This is a genomic window from Pokkaliibacter sp. MBI-7, from assembly GCF_029846635.1.
GTDB lineage: Bacteria > Pseudomonadota > Gammaproteobacteria > Pseudomonadales > Balneatricaceae > Pokkaliibacter.
The window spans coordinates 2,706,709-2,731,156 of sequence record NZ_JARVTG010000001.1 but is presented as its reverse complement, the minus strand read 5'-3'; the positions used below and the strand labels follow the sequence as shown (position 1 = coordinate 2,731,156).

Sequence of the window (24,448 nt, the reverse complement as noted above, 5' to 3'; positions counted from 1 at the left end):
CAGGCGACAGCCGTCACCACCGTCAGCGGTCGATATCAGCCAGAACGTAATCAATGGAACCGATAAGACAGATGACGTTACCCAGCACGTCGCCCACACCGACAGCCTTCACCGACTGAAAGTGGGCGAAGGAGGGGGTACGGATGCGCACGCGGTAGGGGTTGGCGCTGCCGTCACTGACCAGGGTGTAACAGGTCAGGCCTTTGGAGGTCTCTGTCGGGAAGAAGCTCTCGCCACGGGGGAAGGGCAGACCACGACCCACTTCGATAAAGTGGTGGATCATGGTCTCGATGTCTTCCAGGGCGCGTTCTTTGCGCGCCAGGCTGTAGCGGGGCTTGTTGTCAGAAAGGATGGGGCCGTCGGGCATGCTTGCCACCACCTGACGAATAATACGCAGGCTCTGGCGCATTTCTTCGATACGCAGCACCGTGCGGGTGAAGGCATCGCCGTCGGTGCCGACCGGCACGTCAAAGTCATACTGCTCGTAGCCGCTGTAGGGCAGCTTCTTGCGAATGTCGAAATCGAAACCACAGGCACGCAGGTTGGGGCCGGTCAGGGCCCAGTCTATGGCCTGCTCGGGGGTGTACACCGCAATGCCCTTGGTACGGGTCTGGAAAATGTAGGACTTGGTGGTCAGCGCTTCCAGCTCGGGGATACGTTCTTCTACCGCGTCACAGCTGCGCAGTACATTGCGCTGCCAGCCCTCCGGCAGATCCTGCGCCACACCGCCAATACGGTAGAACGCCGGGTGCATACGGCCACCGCAGACCTCTTCGATGACGTCGAACAGCTTCTCACGCTCCATGAAGGCATAGAACGCCGGGCCCATGGCGCCAAGGTTGTGGCCAAGGGAGCTGATCCACACCAGATGCGATGACAGGCGGAAGATTTCCGCCAGCATTACCCGCATGGCCTGCGCCCGTGGCGGCACCTCGATACCGGTCATCTGCTCGCAGGCCAGCACGTAGGGCAGCTCACCACCGACACCGCCGAGGTAGTCGATACGGTTGGTATAAGGAATGTAGTTGTGGAAGGTATGGAACTCTGCGACCTTTTCCGCACCACGGTGGTGATAGCCGATTTCCTGTTCCAGGCTGGTGATCCGCTCGCCACGCAGGCGCAGCACCAGTCGGATAATACCGTCGGTACCGGGGTGGTTGGGGCCGATGTTGACTACCATTTCACCGTCGTCACCCTGCTCGGGGTTCATGTACCCCTGCAGGATCTTGTTCAGGCTTTCCGGGTCATAGCCGAAGGGGTCAGGGCGCTCAGTCGCACGACCGGCTTCGCTTTTCAGCAGCGGATGGCCCTGCCAGAAGTCCGGCAGCAGAATACGCCGCAGATCAGGATGGCCGCTGAAACGCAGGCCGAACATGTCGTACACCTCACGCTCATACCAGTCGGCCGCAGGCCAGATGTCACTGGCAGTCGGCACTTCCAGCAGGCTGCTGAACAGCGGGCTGCGCACCGTCAGGAAGGCGGCGCTTTCCAGATTCAGCAGGTGGTAGAACACAGTGAAACCGCCACCACGGCCAGCTTCGTCAATAGCCGACAGGTCAACCAGCATTTCATAGCGGGTGGAGGCTTCGTAGCGCAGGAAATGAAGGGCGTCATGCAGTTGGTTGAGCGGCACCACGATGCTGGGTGCGCCGACATAGCTGACGGCGGAATAGGGCTCAGCGCCAAAGCGCTCAGCCAGAGTCTGCAACAGTGCTTCTGTCATTTACTTGATCTCGATGCCCAGAGGTTTGCGACGCTTGGCCAGTACGGGAATAGGATTTTCCCTGACCTGCTTCTGCAGCAGTGTCAGGCCTTCCAGCAGGGCATCAGGACGAGGTGGGCAACCGGGAATGTAAATGTCGACAGGGATGATGCGGTCCACGCCCTGCACCACGGAGTAGATGTCGTACATGCCGCCGGAGTTGGAGCAGGAACCCATGGAGATCACCCAGCGCGGCTCCAGCATCTGGTCATAGATATGACGCATCAGCGGGGCCATTTTGGTGAAGCAGGTACCGGCGGTGATCAGCACGTCACTCTGACGCGGTGAACCACGCAATACCTCGCAGCCCAGACGCGCCATGTCAAAACGCGGGGTAGCGGCGGTCATCATCTCCACGAAACAGCAGGAGGTGCCGAAGTTGTAGGGCCAGAGGGAATAGTTACGACACCAGGCGACCATGTCGTCGAGCTTGCCGACGATGGTGGAGAACATGCCGTCCTTGCCACCTTGACCTGGGGCGCCCGTGGTGGGATCCAGTTGTTGAACGGGGATAGTGCTGCTCATAGGCATAGACCTCCTGCTCAGGACGGCAGGCACTGCCCGGGGATCAGTGGCAGCCAGATCGGCGGATAGACTTCACCCGTTGCGGGTAGACGACCCCCGGTGGTATCCGGGGCGCACCTGCAAAAGTGACCAAACGCTGAAACTGGATGGACCGAGCCCCTGTTCTGCCATGAGCTGATCAGCCAACACGGCTGCCGAGACGGAGTTTCCCCCATGGCAGGCGTATTACCTGAACAGATCGCCCCTTCGGGAACCCCGGCAGACAGCAGCCAGTACTGGGAAAACAGACAACAGGACATGCCCCCAGACAGATGCCGGGATAAGGTGCTTGATCGCGGGGATAACAACGGCGCCCTTCTGTTTGCGCACAGCAACAAACCGGGGTGAAACAGTGGCAGGAGCGCAGAAACCCTGGTGTACTTCCCACCGGAGAACGCGTTCACGATCTCGCGAGCTAAGGCCAGACAGGGCGAAAAGAGCTGAGGAAGCGGAGTTTACTGGACGTAAATAAGCATTCCGAAGATCTTTTCAACACCCTATGGCCGACGCGCAGCAGATCGTTCACACGTTCCAAGCGCATGGCAGGAAACAGACAGGCTATTCAGCGCAGCTCAGGGCAAGAAAACCTCACACCCGACCAGCAACAAAGCTCATCACGGCAAATCACAGTACGAAAGACAGAAACAACTCCGTCCACGGGAATACATCACGCCTGTCTGCCTCACCAGACTCACGCTGCTTCCCTGTTATTATCCGGGCGGTGTTTCACACCTTACCCGCCGGCCTGTGCAGTTTGTAATTTCACCACATCAGGACGGTTTACCGAGGTTCCTTCAGTTGGACAGAATGCAGGTGACATTACGTCCTAAAATTGAATGAACCTTTACGAATCATGTAGACGAGGCCCAGCAGCAGGATGGTCATGAAAGTGACAGCTGCGATGACTCCAGGGGCTCCAAGGGACCAGTAGCTCACGGCCCAGGCCCACAAAATGGCGGCTTCCAGTTCAAAAATAAGGAAGGCGGCGGCGATCAGATAATAACTGATGGCGAAATGGTGCTGAGTATTACCGGAAGGAAGCAGACCACTCTCAAAGGGCTGTTCCTGATCATGACGGCGATGGAAATTACCGAGGAAGCGGTTGAGTGCCAGCATGGCAATGACAATCAGAGTGGTGAGAAGGGCAAAGAGTCCAATAATCAGACCGGGGGTAAAATCACTCATGGCCACTCCAGGCAAATCAACGATTCAGGCAGACGACAACGTTATACCAACAACCAGAACTATCTATATAGACGCAGTTACCGGCCTGCGCCAGTCTGCTGCACTCACAAGCAGAATAGCTCGTGAGTGAAAAAATTTTCGTAATATAACTACAACGGTGACACAAGATATTCTAATTATGGCATGCACCGTCAGATGAACCTGATTCTGGCGAAGCCAGTATAAGGCCACCGATGGGGAGAGTTAGGCCGCGAAAGAGTAGCACAGATGCAAAATACAGCCAGCAAGATGGTGAAAAAATCACCATGCTATCTAATCTGATACAAAGTGCTACAGGCCTTTTGATTATGATTATTCCATTTTTATATTCAAGTGGAATTTTTATTCTTATGTAATTTTTCGTATTACTACCAAACTCTTACAGCACTACTGCCGTAGTCGTAATACTGCTGGCAAGTCGGCGCCAGATCGCCGAAGATAGGGCACTTTATTTGATACAGTCGGTTAGTTTTTACCACCGACAGCCACGCTCAGAGGTCACCATGGCACGCAAAATCATTATCGATACGGATCCTGGCATCGACGATGCTATGGCGATCCTGTTCGCCTTTCATGCCCAGGAGCTGGAAGTGCTGGGTCTGACAACCACCTACGGTAACGTTTCGGTCGAACAGTCCACCATCAATGCGCTGGCACTGGTTGAACTGGCCGGCAAGTCGGTACCGGTCGCCAAAGGCGTGGCCGTACCCCGCGTGCGCGAGCCCGGCGAGTTTCCAGACTTTGTCCACGGCAAAGATGGTTTCGGCAACATCGGCTGGGCAGCTCCTGTCACTCAGGCCGACCCGCGCGATGCAGCGCAGTTCATCATTGATCAGGTTCGTGCCCATCCCGGCGAAGTCACACTGATAGCACTGGGCCCGCTGGGTAATCTGGCGGCGGCGCTGGAGCGCGACCCGGAGATTGCCCATCTGGTGGATGAAGTAATTCTGATGGGCGGCACCTGGAAAGAACGCGGTAACGTGTCACCCGTGGCCGAAGCCAACATCATTAATGACCCTCACGCTGCCGATATGGTCTTCACCGCTCCCTGGCAGGTGGTGATGATCGGCCTCGATGTCACCCATCAGGTATTGCTGCAGAACTCCCTGCTGGAGCGGGTACGCAACGTCAATCCGAAGGAAGGCACCTTCCTTTATGACATCGCCCAGTTCTATATCAACTTCTACAGCGGTATTCACGATGTGGAAGGCTGCTACTTCCACGACGCTTCCTGTGTGGCCTATGCCCTGCACCCGGATATTTTCGGTGTCGCACGCGGCGCAGTGCGGGTAGCAACCGACGGGCTGGCAATGGGCCAGACCATCGTCTGTCCGGAAGGCAAGACTTCTCCGCTGCCTGGCTGGGAGAACGTCCCCATGACTGATATCTGCATGGAAGTGGACAGCGAACGCCTGCTGCAGCTGTTTGAAGAGACACTGTGCCAGTAACCGGATGGCATTAACTGTATGGCATTGGCCACGACGGTAAACACAGAGGGCAGCCCACGGGTTGCCCTCTGTGTTTAGAGACAGGTTTTTTAGAGATGGTTTTTGACGCTGTCCTTTAAAGAGGGCTATTGCTGCTGTGTTATGGATGACAGCCATGACGGTATGAATAAAAAGCCACCGGCATCCTCAATAACAGCGATACCGGCAGCGGGGTAACCTGAACAGGGTTTACTGCTTGATCATCACATGGCGGATGGCGGTGTAGTCTTCCAGCCCGAACATCGACATATCCTTGCCGTAACCGGACATCTTCATCCCGCCGTGGGGCATTTCATTGGTCAGCATAAAATGGGTGTTGACCCAGGTGCAGCCGTACTGCAGGCGTGCCGCCAGACGGGCGGCACGCCCACTGTCGGCGGTCCACACTGACGATGCCAGACCGTAGTCGGAATCGTTGGCCATACGCAGGCCCTGCGCTTCGTCGTCGAACAGGGTGACGGACACCACCGGCCCGAAGACTTCACGACGCACAATCTCATCATCCTGACGAGCACCGGCCAGCACCGTGGGCTGGAAGAAATAACCCTCCCCCTCACCACGCTGGCCGCCGGTGACCACTTCGATATGGCTCAGCGCCGCCGCGCGCTCCACAAAGCCCGCCACCCGCTCGCGGTGCGCAGCCGTAATCAGCGGCCCAAGCTCGGTAGTCGGATCATCCTGTAAGCCCATTTTCAGACTCGACACAGCGCTGCCCAGATCGGCCACCAGCTTGTCGTAGATGCCTTTCTGCGCATAGATGCGGCAGGCCGCGGTGCAGTCCTGCCCGGCGTTGTAGTAGCCAAACGTACGTACGCCCTCGACCACGGCGGCCAGATCTGCATCATCAAACACCAGCACCGGCGCCTTACCGCCCAGCTCCATGTGGGTGCGCTTCATGGTGGCCGCCCCCGTCTGCACGATATGCTGACCGGTGGCGATGGAGCCGGTCAGCGACACCATCCGCACCTTGTTATGACTGATCAGCGGATTACCCACCTGCTGGCCCCGGCCAAAGACAATGTTCACCACGCCAGCCGGGAACACCTCAGCCAGAATGGCCGCCAGTCGCAGGGTGGTAAGCGGTGTCTGTTCGGAAGGCTTGAGCACTACGGTGTTGCCCGCCGCCAGCGCCGGCGCCAGTTTCCACGCCGCCATCATCAGCGGGTAGTTCCACGGCGCGATGGAGGCGACGACGCCAATGGGATCACGGCGAATCATCGAGGTGAAACCGGGCAGGTATTCACCCGCAGCAGCGCCGTTCATGCAACGGCAGGCACCGGCGAAGTAGCGGAATACGTCGGCAATGGCGGGCATTTCATCATTCAGTGCCGCCTGATAAGGCTTACCGCAGTTGTCGGACTCCAGTCTGGCCAGCTCTTCAGCATGGCTGTCGATCAGATCGGCCAGTTTCAGCAGCAGCAGGGAGCGATCCTTGGGCGAGGTCTGTGACCAGCTGTCGAACGCCGCATCGGCCGCCAGCACGGCCTCATTGACCTGCTCCGCACTGGCTTCCGGCAGGCTGGCCAGCACCGTGCCACGCGCCGGGTTGAAGATCGTAAAGGGTTCGCCACCGCCCTGAACCAGGCGGCCATTGATCAGCAATTGGGTATACATGGTCGACATCCCCTTGGGTATTGAGATTCAGACAGTGACGGCCTGCCCGCGGACAGGCCGGTAAAAGGTGTAAACGTGTGCGCTGCGGCCATCTATTTACCGCTGCCTGCCACGCTGTCACCGCCGCGACTGAGCAGATAGGCCAGCAGCACCGGCACCATGGTGACCACCATCACCAGCATCGCCACCACATTGGTGACCGGCACATCGCGGGGCCGGGTCAGCTGGTTGAGCAGCCACAGCGGCAGCGGTTTCTCATGTCCGGCAGTAAAGGTGGTGACGATCAGCTCATCGAAGGACAGGGCAAAGGCCAGCATGCCACCGGCCAGCAGCGCCGAGCTGAGGTTGGGCAGAATGATGTAGCGGAAGGTCTGCCAGCCATCGGCGCCGAGATCCATCGAGGCCTCGATCAAGCTGTAGGAAGTACGCCGAAACCGCGCCACCACGTTGTTGTAGACAATCACCACACAGAAGGTGGCGTGGCCGATCACAATAGTCAGCACACCCGGCTCAATCCCCAGCTGCTTGAAGCCATTGAGCAGCGCCAGACCGGTGATGATGCCGGGCAGGGCAATGGGCAACACCATCATCAGGGTCAGGCTTTCCTTGCCGAAGAATGAGCGCCGGTACAGCGCCGCTGCCGCCAGCGTGCCCAGCACCATGGCAATCACGGTAGCCAGACAGGCAATCTTCAGCGACAGACCGATAGCTTCCAGCACGTCTTCACGACCAAAGGCGACGCTGAACCAGTGCAGGGTGAAGCCCTTGGGCGGAAAGCTGAATGCCGCCTCTTCGGTGTTGAAGGCGTACAGCAGGATGATCAGGATGGGGAAGTGCAGGAACACCAGCCCGCCCCAGGCCGCCAGCCGCAACAACCAGGAGGGCGACTCCGCGCCGCCCGCGGTGAGATCAGAGCGCATCGAAAGCCCCCATGCGTTTGACAATACTGAGGTAGATCGCGATCAGCACAATCGGCACCAGCGTGAAGGCCGCCGCCATCGGCATATTGCCGATCGCTCCCTGCTGGGCATAGACCATGGAGCCGAGGAAGTAGCCGGGCGGGCCGACCAGCTGCGGCACGATGTAATCGCCCAGGGTCAGTGAGAAGGTGAAGATGGAGCCTGCAGCGAGGCCCGGCACCGCCAGCGGCAGAATCACATGCCACAGCGTCTGGCGGGGCGTGGCCCCCAGATCCGCGGACGCCTGCAACACCGATGGCGGCAGGCGCTCAAGCACCGCCTGCACCGGCAGAATCATGAACGGTAGCCAGATGTAGGTGAAGACCAGAAAGCGCCCCAGACTGGAAGTCGACAGGGTTTTGCCACCGATAATGGGCAGCTGCAGCAGTGCATCCACCACCCCATCCAGATGCAGCAGCCCGGCGAACCAGTACAGCACGCCATCCTTCGACAGCAGCAGCGTCCAGGCGTAGACCTTGACGATATAGCTGGCCCACATCGGCAGCATCACCCCGATATAGAAAAACGCCTTCATTCGCTCACTGCAGCAGCGCGCCATGTAGAACGCCATGGGAAACGCCAGCAGCGCACTGAACAGTGTGACTGCGATGGCCATACCCAGCGTGCGCAGAATGATGTCGTAGTTGGCCGGGATAAACAGATTGACGAAGTTCTGCAGAGTCAGATCGGTGCTGACTGTCATGGTGAAGTCGTCAAAGGTATAGAAGCCCTGCCACAACAGACTCAGCAGCGAGCCAATATAGATGATGCCAAACCACAGCAGCGGCGGAGTCAGCAGCAACAGCAGATAGAAATTGGGGCGCCGGTACAGCAGCGAGGCAAAGCGCCGCATTAACGACGGCGCCGGTGCGGACGGTGGCGTCATGTTCAGTGTCCTGTCCATGGCCTTACCCCGCCAGCGGATCATGCAGGGTTACCATCGCCTGTCGCGACCAGCGTGCCAGTAAGGCCTGTCCGGGCTGAGGCGTGCTGCGGTGATCATCGGCAAAGGTATTGGCACAACTGACCGTCAGGCTGTCGCCATTGTCCAGCCGCAACTCAAAACGGGTAGCGGCTCCCTGATACTGCACATCCTGCAGCACACCGCGCACCTGAACCTCATCGGCTGCCAGCGGCAGCTGCTGGTCAGCCAGACGGATATGCTCAGGGCGGATGGAGAAGGGCCGCTGCTGCCCGGTCAGTGCCAGTGCCATCTCACCGCGCAGCACGTTGGACGTGCCAACAAACTCGGCAACGAACGGGGTAGCGGGCTGCATGTACAGATTGCGCGGGGTATCCACCTGCTCGATGCGGCCACGGTTGAAGACCGCTACCCGGTCCGACATGGACAGCGCCTCACTCTGATCGTGGGTGACGAAAATAAAGGTGATGCCGAGCTGGCGCTGCAGCTTCTTCAGCTCGGTCTGCATTTGCTCACGCAGTTTGAGGTCCAGTGCACCCAGCGGCTCATCCAGCAACAGTACCCGCGGCCGGTTGACCAGCGCCCGGGCCAGTGCCACCCGCTGACGCTGCCCGCCGGACAGCTGGGCCGGTTTACGCTGGCCAAAGCCCTCCAGTGCCACCATCGCCAGTGCCTCTTCAGCGCGCTGATAGCGCTCGGTCTTGCCCACACCCTTGACCTTGAGGCCGTAGGCAACGTTATCCAGCACCTGCATGTGCGGGAATAGCGCATAGTCCTGAAACACCGTATTCACATCACGCTGGTAGGGCGGCAAACCGGTGGCCTCGCTGCCATGAATGCGGATGCTGCCGCTGCTGGGCTGCTCAAAACCGGCAATCAGCCGCAGGCAGGTGGTCTTGCCGGAGCCGGAAGGCCCGAGCATGGAAAAGAATTCGCCTTCGGCGATGGTGATGGAGACGTCATCCACGGCCTTGACCGCACCGTAGTGGCGGGACACATGGGTAAACTGCACTGCACTCATGATTCAACCTCTGTACCCGTCACCACAAAGGCAACGGGATAACGCGGCCCGGCGCGCATCCACGCCACCGGGCTTGCCTGTTCAGCCTGCGGTGCACTGCACGCCGCAGGGTGTAAGAGCGTGTTAACGTCCGCCCATGATGGCGATGTAATCCTGCGTCCAGCGGCTGTAGGGCACACACTGGCCTTCGGCTTCACATTTGCTGGTCGGCGTCTTCCAGAACGCAATCTTGTCGAACTGCTCGAAGCCATTGGCCTTGCAGCCTTCCGCACCGAGCAGGTCGTTATCCTTGCAGGCAGCCGGTACCGCAGGCACCGAACCGAACCAGGCGGCAACGTCACCCTGTACCTTGGGGGTAATCGACCAGCTCAGCCATTTGTAGGCACAAACCGGGTGGGCAGCATCGGTCGCCAGCATGGTGGTATCGGCCCAGCCGGTCACGCCTTCCTTGGGAAAGACGGTGGCAATCGGCTGGCCTTCGGCTGCCAGCGCATTGGCCTGGAACGGCCAGGCACTGGAGGCCACCACGCCTTCATTCTTGAAGTCACTCATCTGTACGTTGTAGTCATGCCAGTAGCGGTGAATCAGGTCATGCTGGCCACGCAGCAGCTCCAGTGCGGCGGCATACTGAGTGTCGTTCAGTTCATAAGGGTCTTTGATACCCAGCTCAGGCTGGTGTGCTTTCAGGTACAGCGCTGCATCGGCGATATAGATCGGGCCATCGTAAGCCTGCACCCGGCCCTTGTTGCTCTTGCCATCAGGCAGGGTCATTTCTTTGAACACCACATCCCAGCTGTCAGGAGCGGTGGTGAAGGTCTTGGTGTTGTACATCAGCAGGTTGGGGCCCCACTGGAAGGGCACGCCGTAATGCTCACCGTTGACGGTGAACCAGGGCGCATCCTTCAGGCGTTCGTCCACACCGGCATAATCACCGATCAGTTTAAGGTTGACCGGCTGCACGCGTTTACCGTAGATCAGCCGCAAGGACGCATCACCGGAAGCGGTGACCAGATCGTAGCCGCCCTTGGCCATCAGGCTGACCATCTCATCAGAGGTGGCGGCCGTTTTAACATTGACCTGACAGCCACTGTCCTGCTCGAACTGGGTCACCCAGTCATAGGCCTTGTCGGTATCGCCGCGCTCGATGTAACCGGGCCAGGCGACAATATCCACGCGGCCCTCACCCTTGCCCAGCGACTGCAAAGGTTCGGCGGCCTGGACACTGGCAGCGCCCAGCAGCAGGGTGGTCAGGGTACTGAGCGCAAAGGTTGCTTTTGCCATGGTGATATCCCCTATCAGAACGGTAAATGCGATCGTTGATGCCCGCCGTGCGGCCCGATGGCCGTACAACACAGCGGTGCTCTGGCGCGCCATACCTGACGAGGCAGGACATGGGCACGTTGTAAGCAAACCAGTCACCCACAGGGGGCGAACCATCCAACTCAATGACAGGACAGGCGCAGTAACTGCGCCGGGACAGGGCGGTAACGCTAACAAGCCATCAGTGTTGTTGTTATTGGTGCTGGCTGCGCGGGTTGGCGGCACGCTCACAGAGCGCACAGCGACCCGTTGTTGACAGGGAAAGACTAGTCGGCCCCTGCAAGACATAGCAAATTGTTAATACGGAATGCAGCATTCGAAAAAATCGATACCTGTAAAACCACAGTCTGTGCTAGAACCTAGCAGGCCGCAGCGCCGCCCTCCGGGTGGCTGAATGCGCTATCAAGCGCCCTGTTTGCTGAGAAGCCTTACCCGCCATGATGACCCTGCGCCAGATCCGCTATTTCATTGCCATCGCCGAAACCGGTTCGATCTCGGCGGCCGCGGCGGCGGTGCACATTTCTCAGTCGACCCTGACCACGGCCCTCAAGCAGCTGGAAGATGACCTTGGCACGGTGCTGTTCAGCCGCCATGCCAAGGGCATGCAGCTCACCCATCAGGGCCATCAGTTCCTGCGTCAGGCTCATCTGATTCTGGCGTCGGTAGACAACGCCCGCCGCAGCCTGCGGCAAAGCACCGACAGCGTCAGTGGTCAGCTCAATATCGGCGTGACCAGTCTGGTGGCGGGCTACTATCTGGCCGACCTGCTGTCACGCTTTCAGCGCATCTACCATCAGGTGGAGATCCGCGTGGTGGAAGATGATCGCGCCTACATCGAGCATCTGCTGGTCAGCGGCGAGCTGGATATCGGTGTACTGATCCTCAGCCAGCTCGACTACCGCAGCGCTCTTAACAGTGAAATTCTGACCCATTCCCCCTATCGCCTGTGGCTGCCACCGCAGCATCCCTTGCTTGATCTCGACAGCATCAGCTTCAACGATCTGCAGCAGGAGCCCCTGATCATGCTCAGCGTCGACGAAATGGAGGAGCGGGTACGGCTACTGTGGCAGCGGGCACCGGGCAAAGTGGCTGTCAGTATGCGCAGTGCCTCGGTGGAAGCAGTGCGCAGTCTGGTGGCAGCCGGTATGGGTCTGGCGCTGATGCCGGACATGACCTACCGGCCCTGGTCGGTAGAAGGTGACGTGGTGGAAGCCCGTCCGGTGGTGGAGGTGGCCGATACACTGGATATCGGTCTGGCCTGGCGCCGTGGCCGTGCCCGCACCGAGCTGATCGATCATTTTCTGGCGGTGGCCCGCGAACCGCGTCCCAGCGCCCAGAGCCTGAACAAACATCCCCGCCTGCGCACTCTGGAGGAACGCGAATGAGCAGCCTGAGCGAACTGGAAACCCGTCTGCTGATTGATGGCGAGCGGGTGGCAGGCGACGGCCCGCATGAAGCGATCATCAATCCACGCAATGGCGAGCGTATTCTGACCGTGGCCGAAGCCTCGATTGAGCAGCTGGATGCCGCCGTCGCAGCGGCCAGAAGCGCCTTCAAAAGCTGGTCGAAAACCTCACCACTGCAGCGCGCCAGTGCCCTGCTGGCCATTGCCGATGCCATTGAGGCCGAAGGTGAAAGCCTGGCGCAGCGGGAGTCCCTCAACTGCGGCAAGCCACTGCATCTGGTGCTGCGCGACGAAATACCCGCAGCAGCAGACGTCTTCCGTTTTTTTGCCGGAGCGGTGCGCAATCAGTACGGCCCGATCGCGGGGGAATATCTGCCCGGTTACACCAGCATGGTACGCCGTGACCCGCTCGGCGTGATCGGCTCCATCGCCCCCTGGAACTATCCGCTGATGATGGCGGCATGGAAACTGGCGCCCGCACTGGCGGCAGGCAATACCCTGGTATTCAAACCCTCGGAACAGACCCCGCTGACCACACTGGCACTGGCGGGCCTGCTGGCCGAGCGGCTGCCTCGCGGTGTGGTCAACATTCTGACCGGTCGCGGCGACAGTATCGGCAGCCCGCTGGTGGCCCATCGTGGTATCCGCATGGCGTCGCTGACCGGTGACATTACGACGGGTCAGAAGGTGCTGCAGGCCGCCGTGCGCACGGTCAAGCGCACCCATCTGGAACTGGGCGGCAAAGCGCCGGTGATCGTCCTTAACGATGCGGATCTGCAACAGGTGGTCGAAGGCATTCGCACTTACGGCTATTACAACGCCGGACAGGACTGCACTGCTGCCTGTCAGGTGTTTGCCGAACAGGGCATCCACGACCGGCTGGTGAATGCACTGGCCGATGCCGTCAGCAGTCTGCGTTACGGTCAGAGTAACGACAGCCGCAATGAACTGGGGCCACTGATCAGCGAACGCCAGCGCAACAGCGTGGCCAGCTTTGTTGAAAGAGCGCTGGAACAGGACCATATCGAGGCGGTCTGTGGTGGCGCCATCCCCACCGGGCCGGGCTTCTACTATCAGCCGACATTGCTGGTGGGCGCCCGCCACGACGATGAGATTACCCAGCGTGAAGTGTTTGGCCCGGTGGTCAGCATCACCCGCTGCGAAGACGCCAGCCAGGCGCTGGACTGGGCTAACGACTCGGAATATGGCCTGGCATCCTCGGTCTGGACCCGCGATATCGGCAAGGCCATGGCCCTGTCAAGCCAGCTGCAATACGGCAGCACCTGGATCAACAGCCACTTTATGCTGCCCAGCGAAATGCCCCACGGCGGCGTGAAGCGCTCAGGCTACGGCAAGGATCTCTCGGTCTATTCGCTGGATGATTACAGCGCCGTACGGCATATCATGGTGCGGCATTGAGAGCGTGGAGAGGCGGGTTATTCCTCCTGCTTCTCAAGAAAAAACGCGGCATATCTGCGCTTTTCAAATCAACCAAGATAATGTCTGACACTGATCAATTCGCTACGGAGGCTATTTCCAAGCGTGGTAAATACGACATCGTTTTCACCAGTACTCATTAGAAATCCATTCAAAACGGCATCTCATAAATTAAAAATGCAATAAGCCAAGCAGTTAGCCTCAATCATCCGTCCACATATCGATAAACAGGCTGTCATCCTGTTTTTCTGCAAGCCAGAAAAAGAAATCCTCAGATCGTGACGTCATCCAGGGATCAATTTCATCCACCTCTGGTGGCGAATAATCATGAACAATGGCAGCGCCCTCCGGCATCGACAGATGGAAAGTATGGCTCCCGTTATGTTCGGTGACACGGGCAGTCCATACCTTATTGATAAACTGGAGTTTCTTCTCATTCACAAAGAGATAGGGGCCGTTCTTACTGGAGATAACACCGATAAATACGCCATCCATATTTTCATAAAGTGCCATCTTACGTTTTTGCACAGAGCCATCATTACTTACTTCACGCACCGGCCCATTATTTTCATCGTATTCGAGCAAATATTTCTTCTCATGTATTTTGCCGATATAAAACATATCACCCTCCCAGACTATTCAGATACGAAGAAACTTTGTCATCAGACTGACTGGTTAGCCAACCAGAGAATTTACTCAGCAATTTATCTACATCAGCATTGGGTGTGGCAGACGACAAGATAATATCTTTGTAGGTTCTACCTTTCTCCACCAGATATTCAACCGTGGGACCTAACGGATCACCATACCGCTCTTTATTAACTTCATATATAAAATCACGCAGAGGCTCGGGGGTGGCATTCTTATATTTGACTCCCAGTGCCCGTCTGGCTTCGTTTGCCTCGATGGCAAGCTGTTTGAGCTCGGCTTTCGTCATATCAGGCCGAATCTTATCGGCATATCTGGACAGAGCAGCAACCTCTGTTTCATAAGCTTGACGTAGCGGGTGATGCTTAAAGTTACTCCCTACGCGTTCCAGAATAGTGCTTTCGGCCTCCGCTCGGTTCAGTAACCGACCCGCTGACTTTCCGGCACTACCGGGGAGATGACCATTCCCCCCTGGCCCGCCCGCCATTGCCATCTGTGGCGAACCCAGCAGATCCCCCACCGCTTCAGCCATATCGTCCAGCTTGCCTTTGGCCGTCTGTAACAGGGGGTCGACCAGCGCTTTGGCTTTGCTGGCCATGGCGCTGGCGGCATCAGCCGCCTTGCCCAGCACATTGATGGCCTTCTTGCCTTTGGTCAGTAATTTGCCGCCGGGGATCAGCCCAAGCAGGATACCGCCTGCTTCGGTAAGCCGGTCTACCGGCTCCCCGGTGACCAGATCCTCACCGGTAACGACCTGCGCAATCGACTTCAGCGAGCCTACGCCCGGCAGCAGATCAGCAATGACGGAACCTGCGCTGGCCAGCAGCCCCGGCTCGGTGCCATTGCCAGCCACCTCTTCCAGCGCTTCGGCACAGAGGCCCAGCGGATCGATCCAGCTGATCGGGTTGGGCGCATAGCGGTAGGGGTTCAGCCCGCCCAGCAGACCGATCGGGTCCTGACTGATAAAGCGCCCTGTCGCGGGGTCAAAGTATCGATAGCGCTGATAGTGCAGACCACTCTCGTCATCACAGTACTGTCCCTGCAGGCGCAGCGGGTTGCGGATGTCCGCCTGCAGAATCACGGCCTGTCCCCAGGCATCCATCTGCGCGCGCCAGACGCTGTTGCCCTGTTGATCCAGCAGGGCAAACGGGGCGCCGCGATGGTCGAGCAGATAGTGATAGACCTCACCGTTGTCGATCAACAGCAGTGGCCGGTGGCTGTCCTGCTGCGGCTGGTCGGGCAGGGATTCATAGATATACCAGCGATAATGCCCATCGGTACTTTCACCGATCAGCTGATTGCCGCTCCAGTAATAGAAGGTCCGCTGCCGACTGAGCAGACGGCGCGTCCATGTCGACGGGTCGTCACCGTCATCCTCTTCCCGCACCTGTTCGTAACGGCTGACTTCCTTACAGACCCGCCGGCCCAGCGGATCGTAGTGGTAGACCGCCGTATAGTCCGCCCCCTGCACTTCACGCAACTGGTTGAGACCATCAAATACCCGCCGTTGCAGCAGTTCTCCCGCAACGGAATAAACCGCTGTCTGATTGCCGCGCTCATCGTGGTGAAAGCGCCGGTTCCCCAGCAGGGTCAGGCGATCATGGGTGGCCTCTGCGGGTAATCCTTTGAAATGTGACGGGTTGCCCCAGCTGTCGAAAACATAGGCGCGGCGTTGCTCCGCCCCCTCGCGGTCCGTGTGCAGCTCTTCTGTCAGCTGTCGCAGAGCATCATAGCCATAGCACACCGAGCCAAGCTCACTGTCATCGACCTGCTGCAGCTGCTGATGCAGGCCGTAGTGATAGTCACGCTGGCGCCCCTGACTGTGCTGCGTCAGCAGGCGGTTGCGACAGTCATAGCCCTGCCGGAGTAACGCCCCGGCCGGTGCAGTGCTGGTCTCACCCGCGTACCGTTCCTCTTCACTGCCGAAGGCATTCAGGCTGCGGCTGAGCACCCGCTGTCCCTGATAGCTCAGGCCGGTCAGGCGGTGGAAATGATCATAGTGACGGGTCAGCTGCGATCCGTCCGCCAGCTGCAGGTGTTGCAGGCGGCCCTGAGCATCGTACTGCCAGCCCAGCCGCCACTCGTGCAGTTCGTGCATACCGTCTTTGATCCAGCCCTGCGCCGCGCTCAGGCGGTTGTCGGGCAGCCACTGCTGCGCCAGACGGGCGGCCTCGTTATGGGCACCGGTCAGGCGACTGCGCTGATCGTAATGGTAGTCATCACTGCTGTCGGGGTGAGGCTGCCGACTGCCCAGATAGGTATGGCGGCGCACCATATTGCCCAGCGCATCACGCTGCAGCTCGATACGCACCGTGTCCGCATAGCCCGCCTTGCCTTCACGTATCTCCAGCAGCTGACCACCGGGGCTCCAGCGATAGTGGCGCTGGCGTTCATCGAAATGTTCACTTTGGATCAGTCGCTGACAGGCATCGTAATGCAGACGGTAGAAGGCGTGGTCGCTGCGTAACAGACCGGTCAGCTGGCGTAGTGTGTCATAGCTGAGGTGCAGACTGCTGCCATCGGCCTGCGTCAGGGCACTGGGCTGGTAATGGCCGCTGTAGCTGATCTGCTCGACGCTGCCATCGGCTGCGGTGAGCTGTACCAGTCGCCCGGCATCGTCATAGCGATAGCGGGTATGCTCGGCCAACGTCTTGTCACCCAGCGGGAAGCGGCTACACCGCTCGATCTGGCCGCTGTTGCCGTAGAGATAGCTGATGACTTCACCCGCGGGGGTGAGCAGGGCGTTCAGCTGCCCCTGCGGGGTGTAGCTGTACTTCCACACGGCCGGGCCCTGTTGTGCCACCAGCGGACAGCCGGGCTGGTTATGGAACTCCGGCTCACCCACCTTGCGCACCGTATTGACGCGGTAGCCAAACGCCAGTGGAATCTGCCCGGCACCCTGCAGCTGGCTCAGCACCTGAGCCGGGCTGTCGTACTGATAACGCACGCTGCGCGCCTGTGCTGACGGCGCCTGCAGCTCATCCAGCGCCACACCCTGCCGTTCTTCCAGCAACAGGCCACTGGCATCGAAGCTACGCACGAAGTGAAAGCCAAGCGCATCCGCCGTCGCGATGCGCTGGCCGAGATCGTTGTAACGATGGTACAGATGCTGCTCGCCGTGGCGCTCTTCGCTCAGGCGGCCCAGCTCATCGTAGTGATAGCGGTGATGATGACCATCCGCATCAATATGCAGACACAGCCGCTGCTGCTCGTCGTAGTGGTACTGCTCCTCACCGCCATCCGGTGCCACTCGCCGCTGCAGCTGCCAGTCAGGGTTGTAGTGATACTGCCAGTGCTGGCCGTCTGTCTGAGTGACCTGTGCCTGCCGCTGCACCTCGTCATACAGCATGCGGTAGTGAAAGGACTTGTCGTCGCCGTACTGCTCGACGCAACGACTATGGATGCCGCCGCCCTGCCACAGCAGGTGATGCACATAGCCACTGGGCAGGGTGCGACGGGTCAGCAGCCCCTGCTCATATTCGTAGTGTTCAGTACGGCCATGCTGGTCAGTGGCACTCAGCAGCTCACCGTCAGCGCTGTAGGTGTAGCGGGCGACCACTGCCACGCGCTCGGCTTGATCATCATTGTCCGGGTCATCTCCCAGCCGGAAGTGATGCACCTGCAGCAGATGATGACGGTGATCCGGCGAGTTCGGATCCTGCTTTTTGGCCTCCTGCCTGCCCGGCTCATAGTAGAGCCGCAGTTCGAGACGCTGATCCAGCCGGATACGCTGCAGCCGTTGCTGCTCGTTGTAGTGGCAGCGCCAGCTGCTGGTATGGGGCGTCAGCCACAGGTGCAGACGCCAGGGGCCGCTGCGGTTGTGGCGGCGAAAGCTTTTCAGGTGGCCATCGGCAAAGTAGATCACCAGCTCATCGTCACCACGATGTGCCTCGAAGCGGCGGCTGAGACGTAACCCTTCCGCCATCTGATAGCTGATGCCACCGGTGCCGATCATGCCGAAGGCAATGCGACGCCCGTCTTCGTCGACATAGATCAGCTTGTCACTGTCCTGACCACGACCTTCTTCGATCCGCACATGAAAGGGCGTGCGCCAGCCGCGCCCCATGCCCAGATCGACATCACTCAGGCGTGAGCGATAGAGGCGCTGCCAGAGCAGACCATCCTTGCCGGGCAGGCGCGCATCTACCAGCCGCAGTACTTCCTCGCCACTGCTGAGGGAAACCGGATCACCCAGATAATCCTGCTCATCCAGCGGTACATCGCAGGCCGTCACCACGATGGGGGGCAGCTCCATCACCTCAGCGCCAGTCAGATTCATGGTCACCGGGCCCAGAGCATTGCCACTGATGCTGCTGCCCGTCGCCAGTCTGGCGACACTGCCCAGTACATTCAGGGCCGCGCTGGCACTGAAGCCATCATCCGCCATGTTCTTCACCTGCGCGGCGATACCCAGCACTCCCGCCGCCTGACTGAAGGCCGTACTGGGGCCCGCCGTCGCCAGCGGATTGAAGCCGCCGGTGAGGCCGCCGCTGTCACTGCTGGCCACAAAACCGGCGGGGAGCGCCACGGCTTTGGGGGTGATGGCGGCATAGCCGCGACCATGGCTGTTGCTGGTGGGGGCAGGGTTACTGGCAAAAAGATAAAGTCGGCCCTGATCAACCGCGGCAGCCGCCGCCTGTGCCAGCTGAGCCGTGCTGGTGCGGCTGGCAGCACTGTCGCCAATAGCGTCCAGGGCCATATTCAGGGCCTGGCGGGCAGTCTCGGGCAGGTCCTGCAGGCGTGCAGCAGGGACGCGGGGTAATCCGGGGGCGCGACTGGGGGAATCAGTCAGCACCAGTACCGTACCGGTACGGTCCTGAAAGGAAATATGCAGCATAGGCACTCCATGTACCTCAGGCTATCCATACAACGCAGCCTGGACGCAGAACAATCTGACAGATCAGCAGGGGGCCGGGCGCTATCCATTGCCAGGGGGCGGTCAGTTCCTGTTGACCAAAAAAGAAGCGCAGGGAGTGTAGGGACAAGGTCAAGGGAGTGTCAACGGCGGCAGCGTATTTCACAGCGCCAGACGAACAGGGGCCACCTTACAGCGGCCGCCTCCTGCCAGTCTGGCGGGTGGGTGTCATACCGACGGCAGGTAGATCACCAGCATCATCAGGGCCAGCAGGGCAATGGCCACCTCTTCGAGCAGGGTGAACAGTGACAGCCTCACACCGAGCAGCCGGCCCAGATGGGGGCAGCCAATATCCAGCCCGCGAATCAGCGCATCGCAAATACCCAGTGCACTGAAGCTCAGCAACGTCGCCGTGGCGATATACATGATTTCCGGCTGATAGTGACTGAGCAGACCGATGCCCAGCACGACCTCCAGTACCGGGTAAAGGTAGGCGTAAAGACGCAGGTGCCTGCCGAGAAAATCGAAGCGGGTGAAGTTGCTGACAAAGTTGTCCAGATCAAACACCTTGAACATCGCCATCAGCAACAGCAGCAGGCCGACAAAGTCATGCAGCCAACCGAGCATTTCCCAGGGTCCGGGATAAGCCCATTGTTTGGCACTGGCGGCCAGTGCCGTCAGCATGATCACCGCCAGCAGCGGGATACCATCCTGCAGCCGGGCAGGGCTGGCAGCAGGGGAAACAGGGTGCTTCGACATAGTGGCCATGGCTGACTTGTCATAGCTGTGGTCCATAGGCAACTCCTCAGGCGGCGTTTCTGCAGAGAGGGTCGGCCGGAGACTGCAGCGGTGGATAAAACTGCAGGACAGCGGGAGCAGAAAACTACAGAGAACGAAAACAAACAGTGATCGGACAGCTGACTACGATCGATCAATAGCGTGTTCATCCTGACACTCACACCTGATCCCTGACAGACAGGACCGGGCAATATGTGCTGAAGCATGAACACGTTCTAACAGGCTGTTGAAAAACGTCATCGAGGCAGCCGAGACAAGGAAAAAACAGGCGAAAAAGCGGAGTTTAGTGAACTAAATGAGCATTTTGAGCCTGTTTCTAACGCGGTATTCGGCAACGCAGATAGATTTTCAACGACCTGTTAAGGATTAAGGTTTTGCCGGGCAATTCCAAGCCCTTGCTTATAGACCCTTAAGCATTGCAACAGTTGGAAATTCAGCGCCAGTGATCGGCGCTATTCAGGTAACAGAATGTCGGTACTTGCTGCCTGCTCCCGGTGCGGGTGGCAGGCACTCAGCGGTACTTGTCATCTGCTCTGACGGTAAACAGGAATAGTTATTCTCCCTTGCTCTTGCTGCCCGGGTAACCTAGTTTGACCTGCTCGGGCACTGTCACTCTCTGCCTGCACCGTATTGCTCAACCAAGGAGTAATCCATGTCCTCTCTGCGCACCCTCTACCCGGCAATTGAACCCTATGCCCACGGCATGCTCGATGTCGGCGATGGCCACCATGTCTACTGGGAACGCTGCGGTACGCCCGGCGGCAAACCGGTGGTCTTTCTGCACGGTGGCCCCGGTGCGGGGTGCTCACCCGCCCATCGTCAGCTGTTCAACCCCGATCACTATGACATTCTGCTGTTTGATCAGCGCGGCTGTGGCCGCTCCACTCCTCATGCCTGTCTGGAAGCCAATACCACCTGGGATCTGGTCGCCGATATCGAACGCCTGCGGCAGATGTGCGGTTATGACAAATGGCAGGTTTTCGGTGGCTCATGGGGGTCAACGCTGGCGCTGGCCTATGCCGAAACCCACCCCGAGCACGTGTCGGAGCTGGTGTTACGCGGCATCTTCACCCTGCGCCGTGACGAGCTGCTGTGGTACTACCAGGAAGGCGCCTCCTGGCTGTTCCCCGATCTGTGGGAAGGTTTCCTCGCGCCCATCGCGGTACCGGATCGCCACGATCTGATGGCGGCTTATCGCCGCCTGCTGACCGGTGACGATGAACATGCCCGTCAGGTCGCGGCCAAAGCCTGGGCCACCTGGGAAGGCAGCACCATCCGCCTGCTGCCGGATGCGGGCAATGTTTCGCATTTCTCCGAAGACCACTTCGCGCTGGCCTTCGCCCGCATCGAGAACCACTTCTTCGTCAATGCCGGCTGGATGGAAGAGGGTCAGCTGATCGCCAATGCCGCGCGCCTGAAAGATATTCCGGGTGTGATCATTCAGGGCCGCTATGACGTCTGCACCCCGGCCAGAACGGCGTGGGAACTGCACAAGGCCTGGCCACAGGCGGATTATCAGATCATTGATGATGCGGGCCATGCCTTCAACGAGCCGGGCATTCTTGATGCGCTGATCCGTGCGACCGACCGCTTTGCCGGCTTATCACACTCATAGCCTGTGCTCACCCGGGCCATGCACGCCCACACCGCCCGCCGCCTCTGCGGCGTGCTCCGTCCCCTTGCGGGCCAGAGCAACGCCCAGAGGCAGGCCATACCGACAGCAGATAGACGCCCATGAGCCTGAAATTAAATCATATTCATCACGTTGCCATCATTTGCAGCGATTATGCCCTCTCCAGAGCCTTCTATACTGAGGTACTGGGGCTGACGGTCGTAGCAGAAACCTACCGCGCGGCCCGTGACTCCTGGAAACTGGACCTGGCGGTGAACGGCCACTATCAGATCGAGCTGTTCTCCTTTCCTGATGCTCCCGTTCGCCCGTCCTGGCCAGAAGCGCAGGGCCTGCGCCATCTGGCTTTTGCCGTTGAGGATGTCAGCGCCGCACGGCAGGTGCTGCTGGATGCAGGAATAGAGGTGGAAGCGGTGCGGGTGGATGACCTGACCGGCAAACGCTTTGTGTTTTTCAGTGACCCGGACGGGTTGCCACTGGAGCTGTACGAGCAGTAATCACACTGGCAGCATGCTGAAACACCCTGACGGCCAGCGCCCCGTGCACTCCGACAGAACTGCCGCTATGATGCGGCATCCCGGCGATCAGGCCGGCACAGCAACGAGAGAAGTACAGCATGAGCATGAGGTTGTGGATCAATCTGGGCGGCCTGCAGGGTCGCCAGCCCGACAAAACCGATCTGGTCACCCTCTATGAAGAGATTGAGGCGCTGGACGATCTGGCCGAAGCACTGGATCAGGTGCCGCTGTCTGCCTATTTCGATGACACCGACCTGCAGTATCAGCTCAATGACGGTGATCATTTCGACGATGATGAAGAAACCTGGGACAACGACGAAGCCGAGTGGTTCTATCCCAAGGAGTGTCTGTTGACCGTCAACGCCCTGCTGGCCCATCTGCAGGCCCATGGCGAAGCGCTGGCAGAAGACACCGAGCAGGCGATCCGCGAGCTGAGCCATGTGCAGCAGGTGCTGAGTCAGGCTGAGAGCGAAGGCATGGTCTGCCACCTGATGCTGGTGATGTAAGCCGCGGTTCACGATCTGCTGCGCGCCAGCCACCCGGCGTTGATAAGACCTTCTCGTGCCGACGGGTGCGCACGGGCGAAAATCAAACATCCTTTAGGGTTTTACAGGAGGTGCTCCGTGCCCCTGAACAGCAATGCCTCCACACGCCTGACGGGCGGTTGCCTGTGTGGCGAACTGCGCTATGAAGTCAGTGGTCAGGTGATTGATGCCGGTTACTGCCACTGTCGCCTGTGTCAGCGTGCCAGTGGTGCACCGATGATGGCCTGGCTGACCTGTGCCGACAGCCACTTCCGCTATACCTCCGGCACGCCGGCGGAGTATCACTCTTCCAGCCGCAGCCTGCGTGAATTCTGCCCGCACTGCGGCACCCATCTGGTGTTCCGTACTGTGGGTCAGGATCATCTGGATGTCACCATGCCCAGCCTGGATGACCCTGACCAGATCAAACCGCAGTACCACATCTGGTGTGCCAGCAAGCGCCCATGGCTGCAAATCGGCGATATGCTGCCGCGCTTCAACGATGACGGCCCGGATATCTGACCGCTTCCCCAGCGGATAGCACTGATGTTCTCTCCAGCGCACCGCTGTCCAGCACACCTCTGCCCGAGCAGAGGTGTCATCTGTCTGCATGATCAGCAGGGATCAGGCTTCCAGCAACTTCAGCAGATCCGCATAGAGCGCATCCGGCAGTTCCACACCCTGTGCCTCACTGCGCAGACGTGCCTCATAGCGCCGCTGTGACGGCAAGCGGGCACCCGCGTCAATGATCCCCTCGAACAGACTTTCTGCCCGCAGCAGATAGGTATCACAATCGTCACCGAGGAAACGTTTGGGATCGAATACCACCAGCAGCTCGCCGTGATAGGGCAGAGAACGGCTGCCGTCATCGAACGCCAGTGATTCTGCACTGGTCAGATCGCCAATCAACGGCCCTGCCAGCAACTCCACCATGGCCGACAGAGCCGACCCTTTATGGCCGCCGAACGTCAGCATGGAGCCGCCGTTGATCACGGCACTGGCATCCGTGGTCGGCTGCCCTTGCGCATCCACACCCCAGCCCAGCGGAATGGGCTTGTCAGCACGACGATGCAGCTCGATATCACCACGGGCAATAGCACTGGTGGCAAAGTCAAAGATATAGGGATTATGACCGGGACGAGGCCAGCCAAAAGCGATCGGGTTGGTACCGAAGACCGGCTTGCGACCACCTGCCGGGGCCACCCAGGCATGGCTGGGAGTGAACGCCATGGCAACCAGCCCTTGCTCCACCAGCGCCTCGATTTCTACCCACAGCGCCGAGAAATGCACACAGTTGTTAATGGCCATGGCCGCGATGCCGCCACTGCGGGCCTTGTCCACCAGCAGCGGCAGCCCCTGACGGAAAGACAGCGGCGAGAAGCCACCGTGCGCATTGACCTTTACCACGGCAGGGGCATGATCAATCACTTCAGGTTCCGCATCAGCCACGCCCTTACCAGCCTTGAGAGTGGCGACAATACCGAGCAGGCGGTACAGCCCATGGGAATGACACTCATCCCGTTGACCACGCACCACGGTATCGGCCACCGCCTGAACGTGACCTTCTGTAAAACCGTGATGACGCAAAATACGTTCTGCCAGTTCGCGGATGTCTGTCAGTGACAACTGCATATCGCTCTCCAGATTCAGTCATGCCAAGGGCAGAGAGATAATGGTCACTGCCCGCTGATAGCACTGGTGTTCAGTTAAATTCCAGCTCCGGCAGCATCGACTGCCCGACCGCGACTGTCAACTCTCAC

At 59.3% G+C, this 24,448-nt stretch carries 19 protein-coding genes; 7 read left to right on the top strand and 12 right to left on the bottom strand.

The genetic code is table 11. The features are described from left to right. Nucleotides 1-22 precede the first annotated feature (22 nt). The 3 genes from nuoD to QCD60_RS12180 all read right to left on the bottom strand — a co-directional run bounded on the left by nuoD (nucleotide 23) and on the right by QCD60_RS12180 (nucleotide 3,511). Entirely contained in the window at nucleotides 23-1,723 is a 1,701-nt protein-coding gene (gene nuoD, locus QCD60_RS12190; RefSeq protein ID WP_279785595.1) for an NADH dehydrogenase (quinone) subunit D, read from the bottom strand. Then, complete coding sequence (locus tag QCD60_RS12185) at nucleotides 1,724-2,215, bottom strand: NADH-quinone oxidoreductase subunit B (protein WP_279787919.1); 492 nt, start codon at nucleotides 2,213-2,215, stop codon at nucleotides 1,724-1,726. It abuts the gene before it with no gap. Between the two features lie 930 nt (nucleotides 2,216-3,145). Next, nucleotides 3,146-3,511 carry an NADH-quinone oxidoreductase subunit A gene (locus QCD60_RS12180; RefSeq protein ID WP_279785593.1) on the bottom strand — a complete coding sequence of 122 codons (366 nt, stop codon included), beginning with the start codon at nucleotides 3,509-3,511 and terminating at the stop codon, nucleotides 3,146-3,148. 542 nt (nucleotides 3,512-4,053) lie between these two features. Between QCD60_RS12180 and QCD60_RS12175 the strand changes: the two genes are divergently transcribed. Next, nucleotides 4,054-4,998 (top strand): nucleoside hydrolase, encoded by a 945-nt coding sequence (locus QCD60_RS12175; protein ID WP_279785591.1) that lies wholly within the window; start codon nucleotides 4,054-4,056, stop codon nucleotides 4,996-4,998. Nucleotides 4,999-5,226: 228 nt separating this feature from the next. Here QCD60_RS12175 and QCD60_RS12170 read toward each other — a convergent pair whose 3' ends face one another. From QCD60_RS12170 to ydcS, 5 genes are all read right to left on the bottom strand, one after another. Further along, nucleotides 5,227-6,651 (bottom strand): gamma-aminobutyraldehyde dehydrogenase, encoded by a 1,425-nt coding sequence (locus tag QCD60_RS12170; RefSeq protein WP_279785589.1) that lies wholly within the window; start codon nucleotides 6,649-6,651, stop codon nucleotides 5,227-5,229. Nucleotides 6,652-6,743: 92 nt separating this feature from the next. Continuing rightward, complete coding sequence (locus QCD60_RS12165; RefSeq protein WP_279785587.1) at nucleotides 6,744-7,571, bottom strand: ABC transporter permease; 828 nt, start codon at nucleotides 7,569-7,571, stop codon at nucleotides 6,744-6,746. Next, a complete protein-coding gene (locus QCD60_RS12160; protein WP_279785584.1) occupies nucleotides 7,561-8,496 on the bottom strand; it encodes an ABC transporter permease in 936 nt (311 codons plus the stop codon). Before QCD60_RS12160 ends, QCD60_RS12165 begins: the two co-directional genes overlap by 11 nt. A gap of 22 nt (nucleotides 8,497-8,518) precedes the next feature. Beyond that, on the bottom strand, nucleotides 8,519-9,553 hold the full coding sequence (locus tag QCD60_RS12155) for an ABC transporter ATP-binding protein (RefSeq protein WP_279785582.1): 1,035 nt from the start codon (nucleotides 9,551-9,553) through the stop codon (nucleotides 8,519-8,521). 123 nt (nucleotides 9,554-9,676) lie between these two features. Further along, a complete protein-coding gene (gene ydcS, locus QCD60_RS12150) occupies nucleotides 9,677-10,834 on the bottom strand; it encodes a putative ABC transporter substrate-binding protein YdcS (RefSeq protein WP_279785580.1) in 1,158 nt (385 codons plus the stop codon). A 476-nt stretch (nucleotides 10,835-11,310) separates the two neighbouring features. Here ydcS and QCD60_RS12145 point away from each other — a divergent pair, with 476 nt between their 5' ends. Then, nucleotides 11,311-12,258: a LysR family transcriptional regulator gene (locus QCD60_RS12145; protein WP_279785578.1), complete on the top strand. Its 948-nt coding sequence runs from the start codon at nucleotides 11,311-11,313 to the stop codon at nucleotides 12,256-12,258. Beyond that, a complete protein-coding gene (locus tag QCD60_RS12140; RefSeq protein ID WP_279785576.1) occupies nucleotides 12,255-13,697 on the top strand; it encodes a gamma-aminobutyraldehyde dehydrogenase in 1,443 nt (480 codons plus the stop codon). Before QCD60_RS12145 ends, QCD60_RS12140 begins: the two co-directional genes overlap by 4 nt. Nucleotides 13,698-13,916: 219 nt before the next feature. On the opposite strand, the gene QCD60_RS12135 is transcribed toward QCD60_RS12140, so the two are convergent. The 3 genes from QCD60_RS12135 to QCD60_RS12125 all read right to left on the bottom strand — a co-directional run bounded on the left by QCD60_RS12135 (nucleotide 13,917) and on the right by QCD60_RS12125 (nucleotide 20,013). Then, nucleotides 13,917-14,336 (bottom strand): hypothetical protein, encoded by a 420-nt coding sequence (locus tag QCD60_RS12135; protein WP_279785574.1) that lies wholly within the window; start codon nucleotides 14,334-14,336, stop codon nucleotides 13,917-13,919. Nucleotide 14,337: 1 nt separating this feature from the next. Continuing rightward, nucleotides 14,338-19,200 carry an RHS repeat-associated core domain-containing protein gene (locus QCD60_RS12130; protein WP_279785573.1) on the bottom strand — a complete coding sequence of 1,621 codons (4,863 nt, stop codon included), beginning with the start codon at nucleotides 19,198-19,200 and terminating at the stop codon, nucleotides 14,338-14,340. Nucleotides 19,201-19,446: 246 nt separating this feature from the next. Next, nucleotides 19,447-20,013 (bottom strand): MauE/DoxX family redox-associated membrane protein, encoded by a 567-nt coding sequence (locus QCD60_RS12125; RefSeq protein ID WP_279785572.1) that lies wholly within the window; start codon nucleotides 20,011-20,013, stop codon nucleotides 19,447-19,449. Nucleotides 20,014-20,668: 655 nt separating this feature from the next. Here QCD60_RS12125 and pip point away from each other — a divergent pair. From pip to QCD60_RS12105, 4 genes are all read left to right on the top strand, one after another. After that, entirely contained in the window at nucleotides 20,669-21,631 is a 963-nt protein-coding gene (gene pip / locus QCD60_RS12120; protein WP_279785571.1) for a prolyl aminopeptidase, read from the top strand. 119 nt (nucleotides 21,632-21,750) lie between these two features. Then, entirely contained in the window at nucleotides 21,751-22,143 is a 393-nt protein-coding gene (locus QCD60_RS12115; protein WP_279785569.1) for a VOC family protein, read from the top strand. Between the two features lie 119 nt (nucleotides 22,144-22,262). Beyond that, entirely contained in the window at nucleotides 22,263-22,670 is a 408-nt protein-coding gene (locus tag QCD60_RS12110; RefSeq protein WP_279785567.1) for a hypothetical protein, read from the top strand. A 117-nt stretch (nucleotides 22,671-22,787) separates the two neighbouring features. Continuing rightward, complete coding sequence (locus tag QCD60_RS12105) at nucleotides 22,788-23,210, top strand: GFA family protein (RefSeq protein WP_279785565.1); 423 nt, start codon at nucleotides 22,788-22,790, stop codon at nucleotides 23,208-23,210. Nucleotides 23,211-23,312: 102 nt separating this feature from the next. On the opposite strand, the gene QCD60_RS12100 is transcribed toward QCD60_RS12105, so the two are convergent. Then, nucleotides 23,313-24,320: an Ldh family oxidoreductase gene (locus QCD60_RS12100; RefSeq protein ID WP_279785563.1), complete on the bottom strand. Its 1,008-nt coding sequence runs from the start codon at nucleotides 24,318-24,320 to the stop codon at nucleotides 23,313-23,315. Nucleotides 24,321-24,448: the final 128 nt, after the last annotated feature.